Source organism: Ruegeria sp. H4 (genome assembly GCF_056533065.1).
In genome coordinates, this window is sequence record NZ_JBQFOC010000002.1 from 174,367 (window position 1) to 198,063 (window position 23,697).

The 23,697-nt window shown below is 52.9% G+C and carries 27 protein-coding genes; 14 read left to right on the plus strand and 13 right to left on the minus strand.

Annotated features, from left to right (window positions below; genetic code table 11):
* The 5 genes from ACR0KG_RS12310 to ACR0KG_RS12330 all read left to right on the plus strand — a co-directional run bounded on the left by ACR0KG_RS12310 (position 1) and on the right by ACR0KG_RS12330 (position 4,055).
* Positions 1–426: a hypothetical protein gene (locus ACR0KG_RS12310; RefSeq protein WP_480549179.1), complete on the plus strand. Its 426-nt coding sequence runs from the start codon at positions 1–3 to the stop codon at positions 424–426.
* Positions 427–702: 276 nt separating this feature from the next.
* Positions 703–1,032 (plus strand): hypothetical protein, encoded by a 330-nt coding sequence (locus tag ACR0KG_RS12315; RefSeq protein ID WP_480827441.1) that lies wholly within the window; start codon positions 703–705, stop codon positions 1,030–1,032.
* Positions 1,033–1,289: 257 nt separating this feature from the next.
* The gene (locus tag ACR0KG_RS12320; RefSeq protein ID WP_480549175.1) at positions 1,290–2,300 is read left to right on the plus strand and encodes a branched-chain amino acid ABC transporter permease; all 1,011 of its coding nucleotides are present in this window, start codon (positions 1,290–1,292) and stop codon (positions 2,298–2,300) included.
* The gene (locus tag ACR0KG_RS12325) at positions 2,297–3,610 is read left to right on the plus strand and encodes a branched-chain amino acid ABC transporter permease (RefSeq protein WP_480541431.1); all 1,314 of its coding nucleotides are present in this window, start codon (positions 2,297–2,299) and stop codon (positions 3,608–3,610) included. The genes ACR0KG_RS12320 and ACR0KG_RS12325 overlap by 4 nt, the downstream gene beginning before the upstream one ends.
* Before the next feature lie 190 nt (positions 3,611–3,800).
* Positions 3,801–4,055: a hypothetical protein gene (locus ACR0KG_RS12330; protein WP_480541429.1), complete on the plus strand. Its 255-nt coding sequence runs from the start codon at positions 3,801–3,803 to the stop codon at positions 4,053–4,055.
* 95 nt (positions 4,056–4,150) lie between these two features.
* Here ACR0KG_RS12330 and ACR0KG_RS12335 read toward each other — a convergent pair whose 3' ends face one another.
* Complete coding sequence (locus ACR0KG_RS12335) at positions 4,151–5,698, minus strand: helicase HerA-like domain-containing protein (RefSeq protein ID WP_480541427.1); 1,548 nt, start codon at positions 5,696–5,698, stop codon at positions 4,151–4,153.
* Between the two features lie 454 nt (positions 5,699–6,152).
* Here ACR0KG_RS12335 and ACR0KG_RS12340 point away from each other — a divergent pair, with 454 nt between their 5' ends.
* Entirely contained in the window at positions 6,153–6,731 is a 579-nt protein-coding gene (locus ACR0KG_RS12340) for an invasion associated locus B family protein (protein WP_480541425.1), read from the plus strand.
* Positions 6,732–6,778: 47 nt separating this feature from the next.
* On the opposite strand, the gene ACR0KG_RS12345 is transcribed toward ACR0KG_RS12340, so the two are convergent.
* From ACR0KG_RS12345 to ACR0KG_RS12360, 4 genes are read right to left on the minus strand one after another with little or no spacing between them, the layout of a single operon-like run.
* A complete protein-coding gene (locus ACR0KG_RS12345) occupies positions 6,779–7,990 on the minus strand; it encodes a beta-ketoacyl-[acyl-carrier-protein] synthase family protein (RefSeq protein ID WP_170536688.1) in 1,212 nt (403 codons plus the stop codon).
* A 9-nt stretch (positions 7,991–7,999) separates the two neighbouring features.
* The gene (locus ACR0KG_RS12350) at positions 8,000–8,257 is read right to left on the minus strand and encodes an acyl carrier protein (RefSeq protein ID WP_170536685.1); all 258 of its coding nucleotides are present in this window, start codon (positions 8,255–8,257) and stop codon (positions 8,000–8,002) included.
* A 32-nt stretch (positions 8,258–8,289) separates the two neighbouring features.
* Positions 8,290–9,381, minus strand: a complete 1,092-nt coding sequence (gene lpxD, locus ACR0KG_RS12355; RefSeq protein WP_480827442.1) for a UDP-3-O-(3-hydroxymyristoyl)glucosamine N-acyltransferase — start codon at positions 9,379–9,381, stop codon at positions 8,290–8,292.
* A gap of 36 nt (positions 9,382–9,417) precedes the next feature.
* A complete protein-coding gene (locus ACR0KG_RS12360) occupies positions 9,418–11,025 on the minus strand; it encodes a L,D-transpeptidase family protein (RefSeq protein ID WP_480827443.1) in 1,608 nt (535 codons plus the stop codon).
* A gap of 351 nt (positions 11,026–11,376) precedes the next feature.
* Here ACR0KG_RS12360 and mepK point away from each other — a divergent pair, with 351 nt between their 5' ends.
* From mepK to ACR0KG_RS12380, 4 genes are all read left to right on the plus strand, one after another.
* Positions 11,377–11,946 carry a peptidoglycan L,D-endopeptidase MepK gene (gene mepK / locus ACR0KG_RS12365; RefSeq protein WP_480549165.1) on the plus strand — a complete coding sequence of 190 codons (570 nt, stop codon included), beginning with the start codon at positions 11,377–11,379 and terminating at the stop codon, positions 11,944–11,946.
* 236 nt (positions 11,947–12,182) lie between these two features.
* A complete protein-coding gene (locus ACR0KG_RS12370) occupies positions 12,183–12,587 on the plus strand; it encodes a hypothetical protein (RefSeq protein WP_480827444.1) in 405 nt (134 codons plus the stop codon).
* Entirely contained in the window at positions 12,584–13,819 is a 1,236-nt protein-coding gene (locus ACR0KG_RS12375) for a relaxase/mobilization nuclease domain-containing protein (protein WP_480827445.1), read from the plus strand. Before ACR0KG_RS12370 ends, ACR0KG_RS12375 begins: the two co-directional genes overlap by 4 nt.
* Before the next feature lie 135 nt (positions 13,820–13,954).
* Positions 13,955–14,167 (plus strand): hypothetical protein, encoded by a 213-nt coding sequence (locus ACR0KG_RS12380; protein ID WP_480827446.1) that lies wholly within the window; start codon positions 13,955–13,957, stop codon positions 14,165–14,167.
* A gap of 58 nt (positions 14,168–14,225) precedes the next feature.
* Here ACR0KG_RS12380 and ACR0KG_RS12385 read toward each other — a convergent pair whose 3' ends face one another.
* The 3 genes from ACR0KG_RS12385 to ACR0KG_RS12395 form a co-directional block, all read right to left on the minus strand.
* On the minus strand, positions 14,226–15,242 hold the full coding sequence (locus ACR0KG_RS12385) for a M48 family metalloprotease (protein WP_480827447.1): 1,017 nt from the start codon (positions 15,240–15,242) through the stop codon (positions 14,226–14,228).
* A 1-nt stretch (position 15,243) separates the two neighbouring features.
* Complete coding sequence (locus tag ACR0KG_RS12390) at positions 15,244–15,813, minus strand: hypothetical protein (RefSeq protein ID WP_480827448.1); 570 nt, start codon at positions 15,811–15,813, stop codon at positions 15,244–15,246.
* Positions 15,814–16,163: 350 nt separating this feature from the next.
* Positions 16,164–16,589: a hypothetical protein gene (locus ACR0KG_RS12395; RefSeq protein WP_480827449.1), complete on the minus strand. Its 426-nt coding sequence runs from the start codon at positions 16,587–16,589 to the stop codon at positions 16,164–16,166.
* 587 nt (positions 16,590–17,176) lie between these two features.
* Between ACR0KG_RS12395 and ACR0KG_RS12400 the strand changes: the two genes are divergently transcribed.
* Entirely contained in the window at positions 17,177–17,812 is a 636-nt protein-coding gene (locus tag ACR0KG_RS12400; RefSeq protein ID WP_480827450.1) for a hypothetical protein, read from the plus strand.
* A gap of 5 nt (positions 17,813–17,817) precedes the next feature.
* On the opposite strand, the gene ACR0KG_RS12405 is transcribed toward ACR0KG_RS12400, so the two are convergent.
* A complete protein-coding gene (locus ACR0KG_RS12405; protein ID WP_480827451.1) occupies positions 17,818–18,333 on the minus strand; it encodes an ORF6N domain-containing protein in 516 nt (171 codons plus the stop codon).
* A 55-nt stretch (positions 18,334–18,388) separates the two neighbouring features.
* The gene (locus ACR0KG_RS12410; RefSeq protein WP_480827452.1) at positions 18,389–18,736 is read right to left on the minus strand and encodes a hypothetical protein; all 348 of its coding nucleotides are present in this window, start codon (positions 18,734–18,736) and stop codon (positions 18,389–18,391) included.
* A gap of 165 nt (positions 18,737–18,901) precedes the next feature.
* On the opposite strand from ACR0KG_RS12410, the gene ACR0KG_RS12415 reads away from it, so the two are divergent.
* Both ACR0KG_RS12415 and ACR0KG_RS12420 read left to right on the plus strand, forming a co-directional pair.
* Positions 18,902–19,495 carry a recombinase family protein gene (locus tag ACR0KG_RS12415; protein ID WP_480827453.1) on the plus strand — a complete coding sequence of 198 codons (594 nt, stop codon included), beginning with the start codon at positions 18,902–18,904 and terminating at the stop codon, positions 19,493–19,495.
* A 117-nt stretch (positions 19,496–19,612) separates the two neighbouring features.
* Positions 19,613–20,047, plus strand: coding sequence for a hypothetical protein (locus ACR0KG_RS12420; protein ID WP_480827454.1), 435 nt, complete (start codon positions 19,613–19,615; stop codon positions 20,045–20,047).
* A 1-nt stretch (position 20,048) separates the two neighbouring features.
* Here the strand turns inward: ACR0KG_RS12420 and ACR0KG_RS12425 are convergent, their stop codons facing one another.
* Together ACR0KG_RS12425 and ACR0KG_RS12430 are read right to left on the minus strand one after the other, a co-directional pair.
* Positions 20,049–20,462, minus strand: a complete 414-nt coding sequence (locus ACR0KG_RS12425; RefSeq protein ID WP_480827455.1) for a hypothetical protein — start codon at positions 20,460–20,462, stop codon at positions 20,049–20,051.
* Between the two features lie 146 nt (positions 20,463–20,608).
* A complete protein-coding gene (locus ACR0KG_RS12430) occupies positions 20,609–20,932 on the minus strand; it encodes an H-NS histone family protein (RefSeq protein ID WP_480827456.1) in 324 nt (107 codons plus the stop codon).
* A 227-nt stretch (positions 20,933–21,159) separates the two neighbouring features.
* Between ACR0KG_RS12430 and ACR0KG_RS12435 the strand changes: the two genes are divergently transcribed.
* The gene (locus ACR0KG_RS12435) at positions 21,160–21,339 is read left to right on the plus strand and encodes a hypothetical protein (RefSeq protein WP_480827457.1); all 180 of its coding nucleotides are present in this window, start codon (positions 21,160–21,162) and stop codon (positions 21,337–21,339) included.
* A 50-nt stretch (positions 21,340–21,389) separates the two neighbouring features.
* On the opposite strand, the gene ACR0KG_RS12440 is transcribed toward ACR0KG_RS12435, so the two are convergent.
* Positions 21,390–23,681 (minus strand): AAA family ATPase, encoded by a 2,292-nt coding sequence (locus ACR0KG_RS12440; protein WP_480827458.1) that lies wholly within the window; start codon positions 23,679–23,681, stop codon positions 21,390–21,392.
* Positions 23,682–23,697 lie beyond the last annotated feature (16 nt).

Genomic DNA, 23,697 nt, shown 5'->3' on the forward strand with positions numbered 1-23,697 from the left:
ATGAGGTTTTTTATCGCATTACCAATTGCTTGTATGCTCCAAGCCTCAGTTCTTTGGGCAGCTTGGGACCAATCTGGATTCCCGGCAAATTGCAGCATGTACGCTGCGTGTGAAAAACAAGTGTGCGTGCGGGCAATTTTGCCGCTTTCTTCGTTTGTTTTGAGCCGTGAGAACAACGACTATTTTCTGGAAGGAAATGAAGATCGACGTATCAAACTCGGGTACTTTGAAAATTACGCTCAGGCGGAAACATACATCAAACAAAATCCTAAACCCGACTATTCTACCGTTATCGTGCCCAACGGTGAAATTGCTGATGCGTTTGGTATGAACCTCATTGCGATAAGTAACTGGGGTCGAAATGCGTCTCTGTCTAATCGAATGACAAAAATTACTTGCAGCGCCATTCGTGGGGGTTTGAACTAATGGATTTCCTCGACGTTCTTGTGACGCTCTCCAACTTCTTTCTTGTTCACGAAATCGACTGAAGTCACCAATCTCGCAGAACATGCAGATTGATCTCGGTATCCAACAGTCTCAAATCCTCGATCACCATCCCAACAATTCCACGAGTCGGCTGTAATCCGGTCACATTCTGTAATTAGCGCAGGCTCTGTGAAGGAAACAGTTTCCCGGATAAGCCGATCCAGCCCGGTGAAATCAGCGAACCTTCTGGATAAAAACTCTATTCAGGACACTAAAATGAAAAAATGGATGTGGGTGGCCGTCACCACCCTATGCGCGACCGCCGCAACGGCCGAGGAACGTCACTTTGTCTGTGTCTCGGATCGGGACGGCAGCGAAGTCCGACTGGACCGCTCGGCTGAGCGTGACAAAGGCAGTATCGCAACCGACAAGGTCGCCGGGGATGCGATCGTCCTCAAAGGCATTGGCAACATGACCTTTGTTCACATCGAAGGCGCGGATGTGATGACCTTTGTCGTGCATATGGACGATATGAGCTATGATCTGTCGGTAAAAGGACCACATGCCGGAACCGATCACGGGTCGTGCACAGAAACTGGTGCTTAACCCGAATACTCATAAATATCAGAACGATACAAGTCAGCCCTGACCTCCGCGAGAATCAACAGATGGGCGAGGGTCGCCAACTGCGATTAATGGGCTGGATGTTGCATCCAGTATCTATTCCACCCTGAGTCTCAAATTGTGAACACAGGGTGGAATTCCCCAAAACAACGGGGAAACAGGCTAGAAAACCGCCCTCTTGTGTTGTGTCCTGCGATGGCGTCGTGCCATAAGGCCGCACCCGGTCAGAGGGAATGAATATGGACCTGTTAAATGCGCTCGTGGCGCTTTCGAATTTTGTGATCGTGCCCGCGATTGCCTATGGCAGCCAATTGGCGCTGGGCGCGTTGGGGGTGACGCTGATCTACGGCATCCTGCGGTTCTCGAATTTTGCCCATGGCGACACCATGGCCTTTGGCGCGATGATCGCCGTTTTGGTCACATGGGCATTGCAGGCGGCCGGTGTCAGTTTCGGCCCGCTGCCAACCGCATTGTTGGCCCTGCCCTTTGCTATTTTAGGCTGTATCGTTCTGGTGCTGATCACAGATCGGCTGGTCTATCGCTTCTATCGCGCGCAAAAGGCCAAACCGGTCATATTGGTGATCGTCTCGATGGGCGTGATGTTCATCATGAATGGACTTGTGCGCTTTATCATCGGGCCGGATGATCAAAGGTTTTCGGACGGGGCGCGCTTCATCGTCTCGGCACGGGATTTTAAGGCGATGACCGGGCTGCGTGAGGGGCTGGCAATCAAGACCTCTCAGGGCATCACCGTGATTGTCGCTATTCTGGCCGTTGCTCTGCTGTTCTGGTTCTTGAACAAGACCCGCACGGGTAAGTCGATGCGCGCCTATTCGGATAACGAGGATCTGGCGCTGCTGTCGGGTATCAATCCCGAACGTGTGGTGATGATCACGTGGATCATCGTGGCTGCACTGGCGACCACGGCGGGCGTGCTTTACGGCCTCGACAAGAGTTTCAAGCCCTTCGTCTATTTCCAGCTTCTGCTGCCCATCTTCGCTTCGGCCATTGTAGGCGGCCTAGGCAACCCGTTGGGTGCCATCGCAGGCGGCTTCATCATTGCGTTTTCAGAGGTGACGATCACCTATGCGTGGAAAAAAGTGCTGACATATGTTGCGCCGGAAAGCCTTGCCCCTTCAGGATTGGTGCAATTCCTGTCGACTGATTACAAATTCGCCGTCAGCTTTGCGATCCTGCTGATCGTGCTGCTGTTCAAGCCCACGGGCCTGTTCAAGGGGAAAGTGATATGAGCGAGTCTGTTAAAAACACCCTGCTCTTTATCGTCGTTGGCGCGCTGATCCTGCTGACCGGGTTCACACAAAGCTGGAATGCAGCGATCCTGATCCTGAACATGGGGCTGATCTCGGCCATCATGTCGATCGGAGTGAACCTGCAATGGGGCTTTGCGGGCCTCTTCAATGTTGGTGTCATGGGCTTCGTCGCGCTGGGCGGCTTGGCGGTTGTGCTGGTCTCGACCCCTCCAACACCCGGTGCATGGTCGGGTGGTGGCTATGGTGTCATCCTTGCGCTGTTGCTGGGGGCGGGTACGGTGGTCGCCGCCGTAATGGTTGCGCAGAAGATGCCAAAGGGGCGCGCGCAGACCTTAGCCATCATCGGCATTCTGATCGTCGGCTTCTTTGTATACCGCGCGATCTTTGATCCAAATGTCGAAACGATCGAGGCGATTAACCCTGCCGTCGCAGGCAATATCGGTGGCCTGAATATGCCCGTTCTGCTGGCCTGGCCTGCCGGAGGTCTGCTGGCAGCTGGTGCTGCCTGGTTGATCGGGAAAACCGCGCTGGGCCTGCGCTCGGACTATCTGGCCATTGCCACGCTTGGCATTGCCGAGATCATCATTGCCGTGATGAAAAACGAAGACTGGCTGGCCCGTGGCGTCAAAAACGTCTACGGCATACCGCGCCCTTCGCCTGTCGTTGGGTACGAGGTCGATTTGCAACAAGATCCTGCGTTTATCGCTCGGGCAGATTGGCTTGGGATTGACCCGGTCACGGCTTCGACACTGTCGGTTAAGCTAGGCTATTCGCTGCTGTTCCTGATCGTTCTTCTGGTCCTGCTTTGGATGGCGCAGATGGCACTCAAAAGCCCATGGGGCCGCATGATGCGCGCCATTCGTGACAATGAAGTCGCGGCCGAAGCGATGGGCAAGGATGTCACGCGCCGCCATCTGCAAATCTTTGTGCTGGGGTCCGCGATCTGCGGCATCGCGGGTGCCATGATGACCACGTTGGATGGGCAGCTTACACCGGGTACCTACAACCCCTTGCGCTTTACCTTTCTGGTTTGGGTTATGGTGATCGTCGGTGGGTCAGGCAACAACTTCGGTGCCGTTCTTGGCGCCTTCCTGATCTGGTTTCTTTGGGTTCAGGTTGAGCCGATGGGCCTTTGGCTGATGAACCTGATCACCAGTGGAATGGCTGATGGTAGCGCGCTGAAGACACATCTGATCGATAGCGCCGCCCATATGCGGCTGTTTACGATGGGCCTGATCCTGCTGATTGTTCTCAGATTCAGTCCAAGAGGGCTGATCCCTGAGAAATAGGCCGAAATCCTCTTAAATCAGATGGCCGCGTCGGCAGGAACCGGCGCGGCGTCTTGTTTCTTAAAGGTTTTTTGACTAAACCAGCCTACCATTACCAGTAACTGAAACTGTTCGTTTTGTTGACGCTCACTCACACCGTTCATCGGGCCCGCAAATGACCAGTAAACCAGTCTAAAGAGTAGTAAGAACCATGAAAAACCCGCTAACCAAAGCTATCGTCTTGTTGCCGCTTGTTGCGATAGTCGCGGCATGTATTCCCTCACCGAAAGATTTGGAAACGACACCAGTCCAGGTCCAGACGTCCAAGGGAGTCGTGACGTGCCAGCTGTATCGCCAAGATCGCGTGACTTGGGATCGCGCCATCGATTTCCCGGCTACCAAGATGTCGGTGCCCGAGGCGGATGCCATTTGCCAGCAGGAAGGCCTGCGCCGCATCGGCAAGTAAATTGTTGCATTTGACATGAGACGCTCATGCCCCGCCGAGCCGATGGCTTCCGCGGGGCACACGCTGCACATATTTGTCTGGTGAATTCGAAGGCCTTATCTATTCCGGAACAGGCCCCCAAGAATACCGCGCACGATACGGCGGCCAGTGGTGCCTTTGAGCTCTTTGATCACAGCTTCACCCATGGCCGTGGCAAACGTGTCTTTCTTGCGCGTCACGCGCGAGGAAGATCGCCCAACACGGCTACCAGAATATCGACGGGCCGAGGCAAACTCTCGCTCCATCGCGGATTGCATCTCTACCACCTCATCAGCTTCGGCGGCTTCCGCCTCTTTGGCGGCGGTTTCGGCACGGGCCTGAAGGATTTCAAAGGCCGATTTCCGGTCGACCGACGTGTCATATTTTGCCGCCATCGCGGATGCTGCCATCACCGTTTGACGCTCTGCCTTGGTAATCGGTCCAAGCTGAGACCCCGGAGGGCGGATCAACGTCCGCTCGACCATCCCCGGCACGCCTTTCTTTTGCAGCATTGATGTAACGGCCTCACCGACACCGACCTCTCGGATTGCGACTTCTGTATCGAAGGCCGGATTCTCGCGATAGGTCTCGGCTGCAAGGCGCAGGTTCTTGCGATCCCGCGCTGTAAAGGCGCGCAAGGCATGCTGAACGCGGTTTCCCAACTGGCCCAGAATGTCCTCGGGAATATCGGCCGGGTTCTGCGTGATGAAATAGACGCCAACGCCTTTGGACCGGATCAGGCGCGCGACCTGTTCGACCTTGTCGACCAGAACCTTGGGCGCATCATCAAACAGCAGATGCGCCTCATCGAAGAAAAACACCAGCTTGGGTTTTTCAGGGTCACCAACCTCGGGCAGTTCTTCAAACAGCTCACTCAGCAGCCACAACAGAAAAGTTGCATAAAGGCGTGGCGACCCCATCAGTTTGTCCGAGGCAAGGATGTTCACCGTGCCATGCCCGGCCTCATCGGTGCGCATCAGGTCTGACAAATCCAGAGCGGGCTCGCCAAACAGCCGCGTTCCGCCCTGGTTTTCCAGCACCAGCAACCGCCGTTGGATCGCCCCGATGGACGAGGTCGAGACATTGCCATAGCGCAACGACAGCTGTGCACGGTTTTCACCAATCCAGACCAGCAGCGCCTGCAGGTCCTTTAGGTCCAGAAGCGGCATGCCTTCTTCATCCGCCACGCGAAAGGCGATGTTCAGGATACCCTCTTGCGCCTCGCTCAGCTCCATCAACCGCGACAGCAGCAGCGGGCCCATCTCAGTCACAGTTGTGCGCACGGGATGGCCCTGTTCACCAAACAAATCCCAGAAGGTGACCGGACATGCGTTGTAGGAAAAATCCGAGAAGCCAATACGCGTAGCGCGATCCATGAAAGCCTGATGCAACTTATGGGTTTCGCTGCCGGGCAGTGCCAAGCCGGACAGGTCACCTTTGACGTCGGACAGGAACACCGGAACACCCGCCTTGGAAAACCCTTCGGCAAGAATCTGAAGCGTCACGGTTTTACCGGTTCCAGTTGCCCCGGCAATCAGGCCATGCCGGTTTGCATATTTCAGCGTCAGCCCTTGTGGCTGCCCATACTCGGTCCCGCCACCGCCCAGAAAAATATCTTCGCCCATGTTTTCACTGCCTTAATGTCCATCGCTCTGGGGCCAGCATACAAAGTTAACCTTTGACTGCGATAGTCAATTTGCGCGCTTTGTGGTGCCAGCTGCAAAGGCGCACTTCCTCCCTGTCGACTGGCCGTGCCTTCGGGCACGGCTTTTTTGTGCGTTGGACCGATTAAAAGTGAACTAAGGAGTATATTAATAATCCAGGTTAGCTGTTGACCGCTGCGCCCCCCTCTCGTAACGTCTGCGCATAAATAAGTCGGCCAGTCCGACGGGGAGAACCAATTCGAAAAGGGAGCTGCATCACCAGCTCCCTTTTTCTTTGGATTTCTACGCAAAATTCCCATCTTTACGGCAAGAAATTGTTCACTTTACAACCTGTGCGACGCTTAGTGACTGACACTGAGGGCGAACGGTGCTAGAGGAAGAAAAAAACTCACTCAATCATCAAACCGAGGCATTCATGAACAAGAAACTCCTCTCGATCAATACGCTCGTCGCTGCGCTGATCTGCGGTGTCGCAAGCGCACAAGATACCAGCACCACAGATGCTGACACCGGCTTGGATCTCGGTGAAACCGGCCCGCGTGTGGGTGAACAGTTCGTCAGAGAAACCAGCGGAGATTGGGAAGTCTCTTGCATCAAGGCGGCAGAGGGTGATGACCCTTGTGCAATTGTACAGGTGCTGAAAGGCCAACAAGGTGAGCCCATTGCCGAAGTATCGATCGGCAAATTGCCCGAAGGTGGTGCGGCTGTAGCCTGGGCCAATGTGATTGTACCGCTGGAAACATTGCTGCAAGCACAGCTGGCACTGTCGATCGATGGCGCCCCGCGCAAGCTATATAACTATCACCACTGCGTGCCTGTCGGTTGCGTTGCACAGCTTGGTCTGAGCCAAGGTGACATCGACGCGATGAAAGCTGGCAGCACCGCGATCTTCTCGCTGGTGCCTGCGCGTTTCCCGGATCAGATTCTGGATATGGATATGTCGCTATCGGGCTTCACATCTGGGTTTGATGGCCTGACCGTCAACGCGAACTGAACCAGATACGTCCATCGCCGCAGTGCATCAACTGCGGCGATGCTGATTCACTGCAGCTTTTTCAACGCAAGCACAGCGTTCAAGCCTCCAAAGGCAAAAGCATTGCTGAGCGCGACCTCAACCTTGGCCTCGCGCGCTTCGTTTGGTACCACATCCAGCGCGCATTCCGGATCAGGTTCTTCATAGCTGATCGTCGGCGCGATGACTCCGTCCCGCAGTGCCATGATACATGCCAACAGCTCGACCGCTCCAGTGCCGCCGATCAAGTGGCCGTGCATGGATTTCGTGGATGAGATCATCAGATCATCCGCATGCGGCCCAAACACATCGGCAACGGCCGCGCATTCGGTTTTGTCATTCGCAGCCGTCCCAGTGCCATGCGCGTTGATATAGCATACGTCGCTGGCGTTCAGTTTCGCATCCGCCAAGGCCCCCGCCATCGCGCGGGATGCGCCCTGTTTGCTGGGCATGACGATATCGGATGCATCAGATGACATGGCAAAACCCACGACCTCGCACAGGATGTCGGCGCCACGTGCGCGGGCATGGTCGTATTCCTCGAATACAAAAATGCCAGCGCCTTCACCCTGCACCATTCCGTTGCGGTTGGCGCTGAAGGGGCGACAGGCATCCTTGGACATGACCCGCAGCCCTTCCCAGGCTTTCACGCCGCCGAAACACAGCATGGATTCGGACCCACCGGTGACCATGGCAGGCGCTGCTCCGCTACGCACCATCTGAAAGGCCTGCGCCATCGCATGGTTCGATGACGCGCAGGCGGTCGAAACGGTAAAGCTTGGGCCCTTAAGGTTGTGTTCCATCGACACGTGGCTGGCCGCGGCATTGTTCATCAGCTTGGGCACAACAAAGGGGTGCACGCGGTTCTTGCCGTCTTCGTAGACCGACCGGTAATTGTCATCCCAGGTCGAGACGCCACCCCCAGCCGTACCCAGAACCACGCCAGACCGGGCCGCCAATTCACCATGGAATTCGATCCCCGATTGGTCGATGGCCTCTTTCGCGGCGGTCAGAGTGAATTGTGTAAATCGGTCATACAGAGACATCTGTTGGCGGTTAAAGCGCCCTTCGGCCTCGAACCCGCGCACCTGCCCGCCGATCTTGATGGCCAGGCGATCCACGTCGCGAAACTCCAGCTCAGAGATCCCGCAACGCCCCTCGCGCATGGCTTCCAGCGTGTCGGGCACTGAATGGCCCAGCGAATTGATAGTACCTGCCCCGGTAATGACGACCCGTTTCATTGTTCCGGGTCAGACCTTTTCCGATACAAGCTTTTCGATGCCCGCAATGATTGCGGCCACGTTCGAGATGTCGAAATCATTCGCTTCGGGCTCATTGGCATTGAAGGGCACCGAAATATCGAACTCTTCTTCGATGGCAAAGATGCTTTCGACCAGACCCAGGCTGTCGATGCCCAGATCCTCCAACGTGCTGTCGGGCGTCACATCCGATGGCTCCAGCACGGCCTGCTCTGCAATGATTGCGATGACGCGGTCGCTGATGCTCATGTCGATCCCCTGATTATCAATCTGAGGATGATTTAATCACTCGGGGCCTGTTTGGAAACAGCCTTTTTGAGTGCCTCGACGTCGCGTGCCAAGCGCGGCAAACGGCGTTGTGCTTTGTAGATCTCGGTATGGGTGTCCATCTTGATGCCCGGATAGCCCATGATGACGCGCCCCGCAGGCACATTCGACAGAATTTTCGTGCCGCCCCCCGAGATCACGCCGTCGCCGATGAAGATATTGTCGACAACCCCGGTCTGGCCGCCCAGCACCACGTTATTGCCAATCTCGACCGAGCCCGAGACGCCGGTTTGCCCACATAACAGGCAATCCTGCCCCACGCGCGTGTTGTGACCCACATGCACAAGGTTATCCAGTTTCGATCCGTCACCGATGCGCGTGTTTCTGATTGTGCCATTGTCCACGGTACAGTTCGAGCCGACCTCGACATCATCACCGATCTCAACCGCGCCCAAAGAGTGAATCCGCAGCCAGCTTTGCGCTTTGGCCTCGCCCTGATCGCCCATGGTTTTGCGTGCGTTTTCAGCGCCCGACACCTCAGGTGTGACAAAGCTGAACCCGTCGCCGCCAATCCGAGCACCCGGTTGGGCGATAAAACGATCTCCGATTTGGGCGCGGGCACCGATGCTGACCATTTCGCGCAGCAGTGCCTGTTCGCCAAGAACGGCGTCGATCCCAATCGTGCAATGAGCGCCAATGACTGAGCCTGCACCGATCCGAGCGCGGGCGCCTACAACTGTCAAAGGCCCGATTGAAACATCCGCGCCAATCTCGGCCGTTGGATCGATCACCGCAGATGGATGAATGCCGGGTTCAACCCCCTGCCCGCGATCCAGCATCGATGTGATCCCAGCCATGGCCATACGCGGACGTTTTACAAAGATTGCAGCCTGCAATCCCATTGCCTGCCAATCTGCGCCTTCCCAGAGCACCGCCGCGCGCGCCTTACCACCGGTCAGAGCGTCGGCATATTTCGGGGACATTGCCATAGCCAGATCCGTGGGTCCGGCGTCACCCGGCTCGGCCGCTCTGTCGATCGTCAAGCTGGTGTCGCCCTGACACTCCGCACCAAGGCTGTCGGCGATTTTCTGGATGGTATATTGCATGAGGGGCGTTCCCTTTGGCAGGATTTGCCCTTGTGCTTATCCCTGAACGTCCGGCAGGACCACCCCTGCCTTTTGCAGTGCCGCCCAAATCTTGGCATCGCGGTTATAGACGTCGCGGCGATACTGAACCTCACCTTTCGGACCCATATAGGCCGTACGATAGATCAGATGCACCGGCACCTTCTGATCCAGGTCCACTTTGGTCTCTTTCCCGCTGTTCAGCACACGGTGGAAGAACGCCTTGGGGTCCTCCTCCTGTAAAGCCAGCAGCGCATAGGCGAACTCGAAAGGTTGCGCCAGTCTGATACAGCCGTGTGAGAACGCCCGCACTTCACGTGCGAACAGGGATTTCTGAGGCGTATCATGCAGATAGATGTTGTACTTGTTGGGGAACATGAACTTCACCAAACCCAGCGCGTTGCTTTTGCTGGGCGGCTGGCGCATCGCAAATGGGAAGTTGCGCGCCGTGAATTGCGTGAAATCCACGGCCCCACGGTTGACCTGACGGCCGCTGCGATCTGTGATCTGGATATGCCCGACAGCATTCGGGTTTGATTGCAGCTTAGGCAGATATTCCTTGGTGATGATCGAGCGTGGCACATACCAGCTGGGGTTGATCACCATATGCTCCATTTCGTCCGAAAACTCGGGGCTGCGGCGATCATGGACATTTTTGCCGATCACAGCGCGCGTTTCAAACGTGACTTGCCCGTCATCCACGATCTTGGCTGAGAAATCGGCCTGATTGACAAGAATATGACGCTCACCGCGTTCGCGTGGCAACCACCGCTCACGTTCCAGCGCGACATGAACTGCTTTTAGCCGATCTGATACCGGGCGGTTGATCTCGGAGATGGTGCCCTTTCCTGCAACTCCGTCGGGTTCCAACCCATGATCGGTCTGGAAGGCGCGAACGGCAGCAAGCATGGCATCGTCATAGCTCGGGCTCGCGGTTGGCTTCAGATACCCCATGGTCACCAAGCGGTTGCGCAGTTTGACCACTGTGGCACCCATGTCGCCAAATTCCAGCTTGGTTACGGGAACAGTTGGCCCCCAACCGCCCTGATCCAGCAGAGCTTCCAACGCCAGTTTCTGTTTCATCAATGACCGGTATTGACGCGTTTGGGGTGCAAGCTGATCAAAATAGTCAGCCCCTTGGGCGTTTAACTGTCGCAAATGCGCTTCGGGGCTGCGGCGCTCGACCTTACGAACAAGTCCGTCATCAATGCTGGCTGGGCGCAGTGCCCCGGCATAAAGATCGTCGGCATAGTCCAGAAACAGGGTGGTCAATTCAGCTTCAAGTGCGCCAAGATCCCGCACCGAACGAGCGGTGCGCATCTGGTCCACCAGAGCGTCGATATCATAGCTTGCGGATGGCAACCCATGCATATGACTGCTTGACAAAGCTTCAATCAAAGCGGCGCGGCGATCGGCATGATCTTGCGAAGGACCCACCCAAACCGGTGCATAGCCGTTGGACCGGTAAAATACAGCGATATCGTCTGACGTTGGCATATGTTCAGCCACCGCCATTTGAAACGCCGTCCCCTGCATCGCGTCAGAGGCGGTATTGGCCATCGCAGCCGTTGCCGCAAAACAGGCTGTCAAAAGGATACTGGTACTGGTCCGAAATACAGAGAACATGGGATGCCCTTGGTTATTCAATAGCTTGCACAAATGGGAATGCGCCGAACCACTATGATTTTGGGAACAGGTCGTTGTCTATTCACAAATACCTTATCCCTGGTCTTCTTTTGCGGCTGATGCGCGATTGCATCGCGGCGATGCCAAAACCCCTCAGTCGTGCGAAAAATATGCGAAAAATCTCAGTTGCGCGAAAAACTGCCGAAAATTCCCCCTTGTTCTGCTGAAAATCAAACAAAACTTGGCCCTCGAATCTGTTTGTGCCATAAATTCGCCATCTGGGATGGGAAATATTAAGACAGCGGACGTAACATCGTTCGCAGGCAGGATACAGTACGGGACGAAACTGAAATGACCAAGAGCAGTACATCGGGCTTGACCCGGCGTGCCCTATTGGGCGCATTCGCGGCAACGGCGGTCGTAGCCGCACCGACCTATTCCAATGCAGCAGGATTTCTTCGCGGTGGTGGCGATGTTCGTCGCATTCGCATGTATTCCGGTCGCACAGGCGAACGGATCGACATGATATATTGGGTTGACGGCAAATACATCAAGGATGCTGTCAAAGAAGTGAACCACTTCATGCGCGACTGGCGCACCGATCAATCCAAAAGCATGGACCTGCGTACCATCGACATCATGGCGGCTTCACACAATCTTCTGGATGCAGACGAGCCCTATATGCTTTTATCGGGTTACCGCTCCCCTCAAACCAACGCAATGCTGCGCTCAAAATCCCGTCGTGTGGCCCGGAATTCGTTGCACATGCAAGGCCAGGCCGCCGATTTGCGCCTGTCGTCCCGTTCGGTATCGCAAATGGCCAAGGCCGCGATGTCCTGCCGCGCTGGTGGCGTAGGGCAATACTACCGGTCGAACTTCGTACACATGGATTGTGGTGTCGTTCGAACCTGGCGCGGTTAGTCTACCTGCCAAACCCAAACGTCCCGAACCCCCGCAGATCGTCTGACGGGGGTTTTGTTTTGCCAAAACTTTCGGGCGGATTAACCCGCTGCCTAAATCTCAATGAAATATGGCGCGCCTAGGAGGAGAAAGTTCGAACTCCCTCCTGGAAGTGTTGCGCGAATGGGAGCGCCACTTAGAAGGATCTGAACTCGCTAATACCTTGAAGGACTTAGAGTCTGAATCGAGGTGCAGCGATGTCCACCTCGAATAAGCAATTCAACCAGCAAGCCAAAGGCAAGAAACCTACACCATTTTCGCTGCGTTTGACGTTTGAGGAACGCGCGAAGCTGGAAGAAGCCGCCAATGGCGTGCCGTTGAGTGCTTACATCAAAGCCAGGCTTTTTGAAGGTGATCTGGAAAAGGTCCGCGGGCGCAATACAAGGCCTGTGGAAGATCACATCGCTCTGGCGCGTGTTCTGGCGGCTTTGGGGCAATCCCGGCTGTCCTCCAACCTCAACCAACTCGCCAAAGCGGTGAATACGGGCACGCTGCCTGTTCACCCCGAAGTCGAGGCTGAGATCAAAGATGCCTGCCAGGACATCGTGTCCATACGGGCTGAACTGCTGCGCGCTTTGGGCAAGAAAGGCGTACAGCCATGATCCTGAAAGCCAAAGAGCGCGGTGATGCGGTGCAGTTGGGGCGATACCTGATGGCTATGCGCGACAATGATCATGTCGAATTGCATGAGCTGCGCGGCTATGTCAGCGAGGATATCGTTGAAGCTTTCAGCGAGGCCGATGCCATCGCCAAAGGCACCCGTGCCACAAATCATCTCTTCTCGCTCAGCCTCAATCCTCCGCCCGATCAGCAGGTCACAGTCGAAGGCTTTGAAACGGCGATAGAGCGGATTGAAGGGGAATTGGGTCTGGATGGTCAGCCCCGCGCCATTGTCTTCCATGAAAAAGACGGGCGGCGGCATGCGCATGCTGTTTGGAGCCGGATTGATGGCGAAGAGATGAAAGCGATCAATCTGCCATTCTACAAAAACACGCTCAAAGGTATCTCGCGTGATCTCTTCCTTGAACATGGCTGGGAGATGCCCAAAGGCCTGCAAGACCGCAATCAGCGTGATCCGCTGAGCTTCAGCCGTGAAGAATGGCAGCAAGCCAAACGCACGCGCCAAGACCCCAAAGCGATCAAAGAAGCCATGCGCGAGGCTTGGGCTGGATTGGATTCCCGCCAGAGCTTTGAGGCCGCTATGCGTGAACGCGGCTATATGCTGGCACAGGGAGACCGACGCGGATTTGTTGCGGTTGACTGGCGCGGTGAGGTCTATTCACTTTCCCGCGCCACCGGAGCCAAAACCAAAGAACTCAAGGCGCGGTTGGGTGATCCCGAGAATCTACCATCCACCGATGATGCGAAAGGTTTCATTGCGGAACGTATGACGCCCAAGCTGCGCACTTGGGCGCGTGAGGCTGAGGATAAAGCCACCAAGGAAAACCTGGCAACGCAGTATCAACGTGAACAAATGGTGCAGCGCCAGCGTCACTTGCGCGATCAGCTTAAGACGCAACAGGAACGCCGCTGGCAGGAAGAAGAACAAGCACGCGCTACACGCACGCCGACAGGTATACGCGGGCTGTGGGGCTGGATTACGGGCAAGAACAAAAAAATCAGAGAAGAGAATGAAGCCGAGATGGCACGCGCGTTGGAACGTGACCGCGCCGAGAAACAGGCCATGATTGAGCGTCAGCTTGAGGAACGCCGCAGGCTGAAAGAACAAGCTGATCTGATGCGAGAAAAGCAGCAGGAACAGATGCAGGCGCTTAACCGTGATGTGGCGCATTACATGATGCTGGGCGGTAAAGCCCCGGTGGAAATCACATAGCGCTTTGAAGAGCAGAACCAGCAGGCGCGCAAGGATGCCGAGCGCCGCCACCAACAGGAAAGACAGAAACAGATGGATCGCCAGCGTGACCGTGGGCGTGATCAAGAACCCGGATAACCAAAAAAGGAGGCAGACATGGCTACAATTATCATCCCATTAATAGTAAACGAGACTGAGTTTGTACGACTGAGGGATATTGGCGAATTTGAAGGTACCGATATCCATGAAACCCTGCACGCGTTGATCGAACGCCAGTACATGGCGCATTGCGGCGATGTCGCGCGATTTATCGAAGAATGCAAAGACGACCCAATCGGTCCTGAAATGGACGATGAGATTCCTTTCTAAATTAGGTCAAAGACACCGGTCTCAATTTACTCCAAGTTTATCACAGACTGGGCTTGACCTAACTACAGGATGATAAATCCAATGAGAAAATGCCTAAGTCTTGCAAGCTCAGTTCGCTCAAGAAGTCTTTCTTGGCTATTATCTCAGTCAGTTGCTCGACCAGCGCTTTGAGTTCATGATTGATTGTGAGGCCATTGGACTCATAAAGTCCGAACATATAGTCGTACGCTGCTGCCATCCTATCACCTGCAAAGGGATGAGTAGCTGTTGTCTCAAGTATCCAGCGCTCGTTTGCCGCCGCAGCGGTGATTGGATCAGTGACGGACAACAGGTGCCAAATTGGCGTGTAGTGAAGCGCATCCGCCCAACCAAGTTCAAATAATTTTCTAACTGCGAACCTATCGGCCTGCAACTCGTGCGAACGGGATACACAGAAGTGGCTTAGTGCTTTATTCATACTGGATAAATCGTTGCTAACCTGGACGTGTTTGTGCATCCGTATATGGCCGATCTCGTGCAGTATCACGAATCCCAACGCGTTCCCGACCAGAATGTCTCTTTGTGGTCTGAACTGTTCGGCGAGTGGAAGATATTCTTCGATGCCATTGCACTCAGGTGATGCGAACGCAACATCTTCTGGTGGTAGTATTTCGTTGGGTTTTCCGCCTGCTGCTTCAACGGCTATGCTGCGAGCGACCTCGCGCTGCAGGTATGTTACATACTGTTCAGCGCAACCCAAAAACTCATTTTGCGTAAGTGAATTTGCTGCGTAAATGTCTGCCAGAAAAAGGCTCATCAGAATGAATGCATGATTGACGTGGATCTCAGAACCGCCAGATTCACCTCGGTAAATCACCATAGCAGACGGGACTGCGGTGCCTTCAGTCACCCGCAATTCATAGTCCTGCCGCAGTTCCGGATCGATTTCTGAGGCTTGCTGCACCGCGTAATTTGCAAGTTCAGCATAATATACAAGCCAATCACGTTGATCGCTGCTGCGCGTTACTTGTGCTTGTGAGTTGGAAGAAAATAGCGCCATAACACTTAGAAGCGCAATGAATCCCAGTGGTTTCATTTTATAACCCCATTAAAAACTCGATCATTGTCTGGTTCGATGGGTTCGCAATGTTCTCGCCACGTTGCACAGCGCTGACTTCCGATTCTGGAAAGCGCGAAAAAACCAAGCTGTTTCTCCATCGAGTCAGTCTTGCCAAAAGCTCTCGGCTCTCCTGGCTTCCAACCTCAGCGTTTTGTTGATTGGAGAACTCTCTTATTGTTAGTGATAAGTCGCGAATTCTCTCATCGGGTAGTTCGTTGACTGGAAGAGGCCTAGGAGCGGGTGCAGCGCCAGCAGCTTCGACGATGTAATTGTCCTCAAATTTTACAGCGACGGGAGAGGAAAGTAACACATACGAATACCCAAGAAGAGCAATCAGCAAAAAAACCGGTATAAGAAGCGTGACCGAGGCCTTCAGGGTCATATTTTCGAGAGAAAAATCAAGTTCAACCTTCTGGAGCACCCTGCGATAGGCGAGCATGATGGATATGGTTACCAGTATGAAAACAGCCGAAATAATGAATTGCTTAGACACCACGATGAGTGCAAGAAAACGCGCAAATTCGGAGTCCGTATACTCTGAAATCATTCTATAACCCAGCGAATCAAAAAATATGACATAGGGTAACACGGGTCTTCAAATAGGCTTCGGTAGAATCGAACAGCGCGTCGCGAACCTGAGGCTTTACGCGCATGTTGATGCTCTTCAGCCTAAAACGATAGCAAGTTTCGTAACTTTTGATTTAGGTGATTTCCAATGTCAGATGACCGTGTTGATCCCGTGACGGGTGAAAAGAAAAAGAAATGTTTGGAATGCCAGGGTACGGGTACTACCACAGAGTACTACGAAGAGCCCGCGCCGTTAGGTAACAAGGTACGCACTCCTGTTCAGAAGAGCCGCCAAGTCGTGTGCTACATGTGTCAGGGAAAGGGTTATCGCTAGGGTTCGCAATCCGTATTGGCCAGCATGAGATCGACGCGGCAGCTTTTTCGGAAGTCGTGCGTGGCAGTCATTGCCCAACCAAATAGTTGCGGCAATGAAGCGTAACCGCCATCGTAAAACAGTCTTACGTCTTCAGGTGAGTAGCCCAAAAATATACCTACATCATGCTGAAGCGGTCGAGTGTCCCTTCCTTCGCTCTCCGCGATGATAAACTCGGCAAGCTCGTTCATATCTCTTTCGAGGCCAGGCTGGCAGTAGAATGCCCATATGCGTTTCTCACCTTCAACTTGTCCAACGCGGACGAACTTTAGAGCATGCAATTTACCGAGACTTGCCGCATCGTCTAGTAACTGGATGTCATTTCTTATCTTGTCGATGTCTGGATTTGGATCTTCAATGACGCCTGGTGGCGGTGTTGCCATTGATAGAAATCCTATAGGCTTTGCCCCGGAAATGAGGAGTTCCCTTTCTATACCTGCATGCGGTCCATTAAGTGGTAAATACCCTGCAATTCGAAAAATACGTCGTAGTAAGCTCACAAACTATTGTAACATAATGAAGAATCATGATGCAAAACTTGATAAGGAATCAAGTTGTGATTTCCTCTGCTTGTTCTCAGATACTGGAGTGGGAAAGCATGTTGGATTCTTGGAGAGAAACTTCAGGCATTGCTTGATCATTTTGAAAAAGGGAAATGGTTGGATTTATCTGAATCCGTTAAGGTCTGGCTTGGTGAGAGCGAGTATTGATCCGGTCGATATTGAAAGTCTGGAAGAAGTTTACTCCGAACTGGGACATATATCTTTCAAAGGAAGGCGAAGACATCGCAACATCGGCGGCAGAAATGTAGTCAATCGTCGATACATGAGTTGCGTTGGTTTTTGCAGATATTTGATTGGGGTTAGGCAATCGTTTATCTACACTCCAAAGCAACTTTTTGATCATCTTTCCAAGAATCAATCCTTGTATTCTTAACCCTAAATTAACCATAATTCTTTAAGATATTGCTATGAATTTAGAGAATGGTGGAGATGATGCCCGCCAGTTGGAGCGGGACAAAGAGCGCACGCAGCTACGAGACGATTTCAACAATGAGATGGCCGGACGCGATGTTGGCCGCATTGATCGGTTTCTTGGTGATGCTGCGCCCAACCATTCGGACGCCGCCAAACGCCGCGCAGAGCGTGATGTCCAACTGACAACCTTACAGATTTTAATGAAAGACGATCCGGCTTATTTGAAGTTGTTCCAGGAGACTGAGAGACGGCTACGTGAGGTGCAATCGCGTTTGGATACGGCGCTGGATACTGTGTTGCGTGTCAGAGCCGAGACCGAACAGCGCCTGAAAGATGAGCAGACGCAGGTCGAACGCCAAGCGCTGCAAGAACAGCTGGATGAGTTGGACAAGCTGGAAAAAGATATCCGCAACGGCCAGGATGAAATTGGCGGGATGGAACTGCAAATGGATGATGAGGAAAACCCACCATCCAAAGATAAACTAGAGAGTTTCCATCAGCGTATGGATGAAATCGAAGACACGGTACTGCCTAAAGTAGACGCTCTTACACGTTCAACACCGAATGCGCCTGAAGTGGATAAAAAGCCAACATTTACAACGGCTGAAGTTGATATTCCGAAGTTGTAAGGCACTCAGTCGCTTTTGGGCTTTACGTAGCCGATGGGGTTCTTCGGCTCTTCTTCTTGCGCCATCAATTGACGAACATAGTCATACAAGGCTGAAATATGCTGGTCGTGCTCATCAATTTTGCGCGCAATATCTTTGTGGGTTGCCAGAATTTCACGCATACGTACGAATGTTCGGGTGATAGCGATGTTGATTTCCGCCGCACGAGAACTTCGCAAAACACTGGATAACATCAACACGCCGTGTTCAGTGAAAACCCACGGTGCCTTTCGGCGGCCACCGCGCCCGGTGTTTGATATCGCAATTTGCGACATCAAAGCATCAAATTCTTCTGGTGTGAGTTGAAAGGCAAAGTCTTCCGGAAACCGTTCTATGTTCCGCTTCACCTGCTCATTTAGCCGCGAAGTTGGGACGCCATAAAGTGTTGCAAGATCACTATCGATCATGACCTTTTGGCCGCGAAAGACATAGATGTTTTGAGCGATCCTCTCTATGGGAAGAATGGATTTTTCTTCATTCATACCAATATGTTGAACGAATTCACTACAGAATTCAAGCGTCTAGTCGTGATTGCGATTAGCGCGCGAACTCACCGCAGGCTTCCTCCAGAACGGCCAGAATGATCCCTTGCGGGTGGTAGTTTGGAAAATCTCTCAACTTGCCGCGAATATAGGCATTACGTTCTGGCCGGGTTTCATTCTGCCCATACCAGTCATTCAGGCAAGCAACCAAATTGTCATGCTGCCCAGTGCGGGTCACGACGATGGCTGTCATCGAGATGGCGTTCTGAAAGAACGAATCCTGCGCGCTTTCCTCCCACGCGAGCACGTCGGCACTGGTAAATTCCTCGGCCATTGAAAGCTGTGGATGGAACAGACAAGCCGCCAGAAACGCTTTGCCGGAAACCTTTAAACATTTGATCATAAACGAAGGTTTTTGATCAACGGCACTTTAACAGGAGGAGTAATGACAATACATTGTGAAAGCCGCAATTTCCGGCGGGGAAAGCCCCAAAATCTGACGAAAAAGGCGCAGCCTGCGCCCTGCTCAGAAAGGTTCGTTTCTGAGCAACGCAGGAGACTTAAATCCATGAGTGTTTGGCCTATTCTCGGTGCACAGGGGCGGCGCATCGGCTATGCCCGTGTATCCACCAAAGACCAGAAATTGCGGATGCAGCGTGACGCCCTGTCCGATGTTGCCTGCGAGAAGATCTTCGAAGATCACGGCGTATCCGGCAAGAAGTCCAGCCGCAGCGGTCTTGATGCGATGCTCAAAGAGCTACGATGCGGCGACACGGTGGTGGTGTTCAAACTCGACCGTCTGGGGCGTTCTGTGCAGCATCTTTCTGACTTGCTGGTGCGCTTTCATAATGACGGCATTCACTTCTGTTCTCTGAGCGAGGGGATAAACACCACGACACCGGGCGGGAAGTTGATTTACCACGTGTTCAGCGCTGTTGCCGAATTCCAGCGCGATCTTACCGTCGAGAACACGACGGCAGGGCTGCAAGCCGCCAGAAAACGGGGCAAGCGCCTTGGTAGACGCCCGGCACTGGACATAGAAACGGTAGTCACTGCACAGCAGCACATCGCGCAGACCGGGATTTCTGTTTCTGAGGCCGCGCGGCGGATCGGGGCGGCACGGGCAACACTCGACCGTCAGCTTAGGGCGCTAGAGCAATGATTACCCAACGCCCAAGCGGATTTGCATTGAAGTCGATGTAGCTGTAACCTTTTTGGTGTTTTTAGCATCTCAATTGTGCGTGGTCTGAGGCTTTGAGTTAGAGATTTAGGGGGGACTATGGTTGATCCAGTGACAGTTGGCGCGTCAATTTCGATACTTGCTTCGGTGGTGAGTATTGCGGCCTCAGTAAAGCAATTGATGGTAAGCCGAAACATCGGTGTTCAAGAAGCTATCGAAGGATACCGAAAACAAGCAACACCGGAAGAAGAAGAGATTTTGAACGATCCTGATTTGGTTGAAACAATCTCGAAGTTAACAATTATTTCTGATCGACTTCTTAAGCAGCTTTCAAGTGAAGCTGACGAATGCGAAAAGAAGCACATTCAAGATCGTCAAAACGCCAGTGGACAAATTGACAAAGACCAAGCTGACATAGACGCTTCCGCATGCATGTGTGGAGTTCTCAGAGATATCCGGCGATATAATCAAGGCCAACTCCCGCCAACAGGCCCGTTTAACGACTGGTGGATACAATATAGTTGCAAGGCTTAGTCTAAATCTCCGGGGTTCCGCTGGAAGGCACGGGGAAATCTCTAAAGGGCCATAGCGCATCGGTTTTTCTAATTCGTGCGAGAGCTTCGGCTAGCGATAGGTTTTTCAATCTCTCAGATTTGATCCCTGATAGGTCAATTTCTAGATCCCACAACCCGTTGGTTTTTACTGTCGCTGTGACACCGTGATTGGTGTCGCCTTGTCCATGAAGCCAGAAAAATATCAGAACTTTATCGCTCGTGGTGGTTCCTCCACCTGAAATGCGAGGGTTGGAGATATCATCGGGCAAGCTGTCGAGGAATTTGTTCGCAGTTTGAATGGCTTCTGCAACTCGTGTGTCAGAGCTTGATCGAAAGTATGAACCGATACCTGCAACAAAATATGCCCGACTGATATGCTCATCAGATAATCTCATAAGCTTATTCAGGCACAGAGAGCTTATAAGGTCAATAAATTTGACCTTTTTTGAAATTATATTACTTCTGGAACACCGTATGAAGAGTTCATGCGATGTCTGGCTGACTAGGTGATACGACGATTCAACGCGCACGCCATCTGGATTTAAATCGTCAGATCGTCGATTGATTTTCCGGCTTCCAGCGCCTCTTTCACCCAAGCGGGTTTGCGGCCACGGCCAGTCCATGTCTGGGACGGATCAGCGGGGTTGGCGTATTTGGCTGCGGATTTTGTGGCTGGCTTTTTGCCCTTACCGCCGTGCAGGGCAATCACATCTTCAAACGCCACGCCCAGCTTGTCAGCAATGGCGCGCATTTCTTTCAGCGCCGTTTGCAGCGTTTCTTTTTCCACCTGCACCACACGTTTTTCAATCTTCACGGCCAGCTCTTTCAATTCAGCGGCATTCAGACCGCTAATGTCTATCGACATTGCATTCCCCTTATTTCTGTCCTGCTGCGACAAAGCAGATATCGGGTGTCAGAGCAAGCTTTGCGCCTTCGGTCACCGCATTGCGCACTAAACCGCGCGAATTTCAGCATTCCTCCTTTCAATCAAGTTCCACCGCCCACCATCAGGCCTTCATGAGCCGAGGATGATCTGGGGACGGGCCGAAAGGCCCTGATGGTTGGGGCCTCCTTGATCCAAAGGAGGATTACATGAAACTCGTCACACGATTTGAAGCAGCAAAGTTCAGCGATAACGAATTGCGCAGCCTGCTCCGCGAAACCTTCAACGCTCTGGCAGCATCGGATACCGATAGCGCAGAACGCAGGAACGCCCTGGCAAAGCTTGAAACTATTCAGGCTGAATTGGCGTTACGCGCGCATGAACATTGAACATCGCAGCAGGCGATAAAAGCCTGCTGCACCAACTCAATAAAACAGGCCTACCGCCGAGAAGCGAAAAGAAGTGTTCGTTCTGCGAACCCAGTTAACTCAGCATCATTGATTACGGCAGTCTGCCAGGCAGGATTCGTATCGTGATGGAAGCGGTTTGCGTAGTTGAGAAGTGCGCGGAGCTCTGTGATATCCGCTTGGGAAAGAATTTCAGTGGCCATGCCTAGGCGCTGTTCACATACTCCTATGAATGAGCCAAGAAACGTACCTGGCGGAAAACTTTCAGGAAAGGCCACACGAATAAAGGCTTCGAGAATGTGCCGCAGCGCCTCTGCAACCGGGCGCTCTTTGGTTGGATCGGCAACCTGAAGGTACGAGCGTACTAGCTCATGACGTTTGTCATGTTCTGTAATGCTGTCATCGCGCACGTTCCAAACGGCGAGTTCGGAACCTGTTACGGCACGATTTATTCGGATAGCTGTGCGCGCATTCCTATCTGCTTGTTCCCAAAGCCCACACAGAAATGACTTCGAATGAGAAAGCACCAAAACCTGTTGAACCCGCTGCGATATAGCCATGATCTCTTGACGTGTGCAAAGGCTGCGGTGGTCGTCAAGGCTCGTCATAGGGTCGTCGATGACCACAACCTTTTGCGCAAGATTTTGGTCCTGTTCAAGAAATGCGAAGAAGAACGCAAGAGCGAGTGTATTACGATCACCTGCACTTAAGGTGTTCTTGAACGATGGCCCTTCGGCAGCTGTGATATTAACCTCATGATTATTAATGACCACAAAGTAGGAAGCCGACGAACCGGCACGTGTGTTCTGGGACTCCACTCGAGTCAGCCGGAAGGACGCGTTGAATCGTCCCAAGTAGTCATTGATTGCGCCCTCATAAGCTGGAAAAATCTGCTGGCGGTAAGCATCAAGGGCAGCGCGTGCTTGATCGCGCAATGTCTCTGTTGCTGTCTTGGCTTGTTTCTCTGCAAGGTAATCATCGCATTTCTGAGCAACTGCAGGATCAAAACGCGCCTTTTGCGCCCGCAATCGGGCTAGATCATTCTCGAGAGAAGCAAGATCGTCGGCTGCAGCTTGTTCCTTGACGACATCAATTCGATCATTGCTGTCGGTTATCCGTTCAGAAAGGGCAGTAACTTCGGCAATTCTAGCTCTGAACGTTTCAACTGAGTTTAGAGCATCATTAGATAGAGCCATTCGTTCGAGCGGCGCTGCGGCTTTTGAACGCAAATGGTCTAGAACTTTTTCACGAGCGGCATTCCACTCCCTTGCAATTGCGGCAGTGTCGATCTCAATGTCAGGTATTTCTGTGAAGTCCTTCCAAAATTCATGAGTTTGAGCAGCTGTCCGAATGTCCCGTTCGAAGGCAGACGGCACGTCCCCTGAATGAGTATCGCGCACGGCAATCCCTGTTGCTCTTATGCGTGATTTAAGGTCGTCGTAAGCGTCGCTGAAATAGGCGCGATAGTGATTTATGATCCTAGAGCCTGCCAAGTCCTGAGCGCAGAATGGACATTCTTGATCATCGCGGGTCCGAGCAAGTGGCTCAATGCGAGGCATTCCATCGGCCACCCATGCTTCTCCACCCCTACCAATTGATGCTAGATGACTTTTCACTTGCTCAACAGCCGCCTCATCGAGGTCATCCAAAGTCTGTCCGAGAATTGCGTTGATTTCATCGACATTAAAATTTGGAAGGGAAACGACCCCAAAGCCAGGACGGTTTCGGATTGCATCAGCGGATTTTGCCGCAGCGAACCGGCGCTCGGCATCTTCTAGCTTCTGATCAATCACCTGATCTTGTTCGAGATTACAGAAAGCATCGGGTTTGTATGGCCCTCGAGCTACTGCGGGAATCTCGTTGGCAAAGTTCTTGAGGTCCTTGTTGTGCTCTTCGACACGTTGAACATGCCCTTGAAGCGTGGCATTCAAGGCAACACCTTGCGCACCGAGTATGAGCTCATGAAGTCTTTGTCGGTGATTGGGGTGGAGTTCTATTCCTGAGCAGACATTTTCAGCAACAAAAGTGTCATCAAATATTGCAATGTCGGGCGTTTGTTGGTTCCACGCACCGTTCTGGAACATTGCAGTGCCGCTAGAGGTGGCAACAACAACATGGGGATCATTCTGGGAGCCGAGGCGTTTGCGTTCTGTAATCAGTGTACTTTGCCCTGTCGAAAGTGAACGCAGAATTGCGGCGAGCGTTGTTTTTCCACGCCCATTCTCCGCATAAACGAACGACAATGGACTAAAACCTGTGTCCTGAGGCGGACTGACATTGTCAAACTGACCAACATTTCTAAGCAACTGTATTTGTTCAATCATTCTTTAGTCTTTCAGA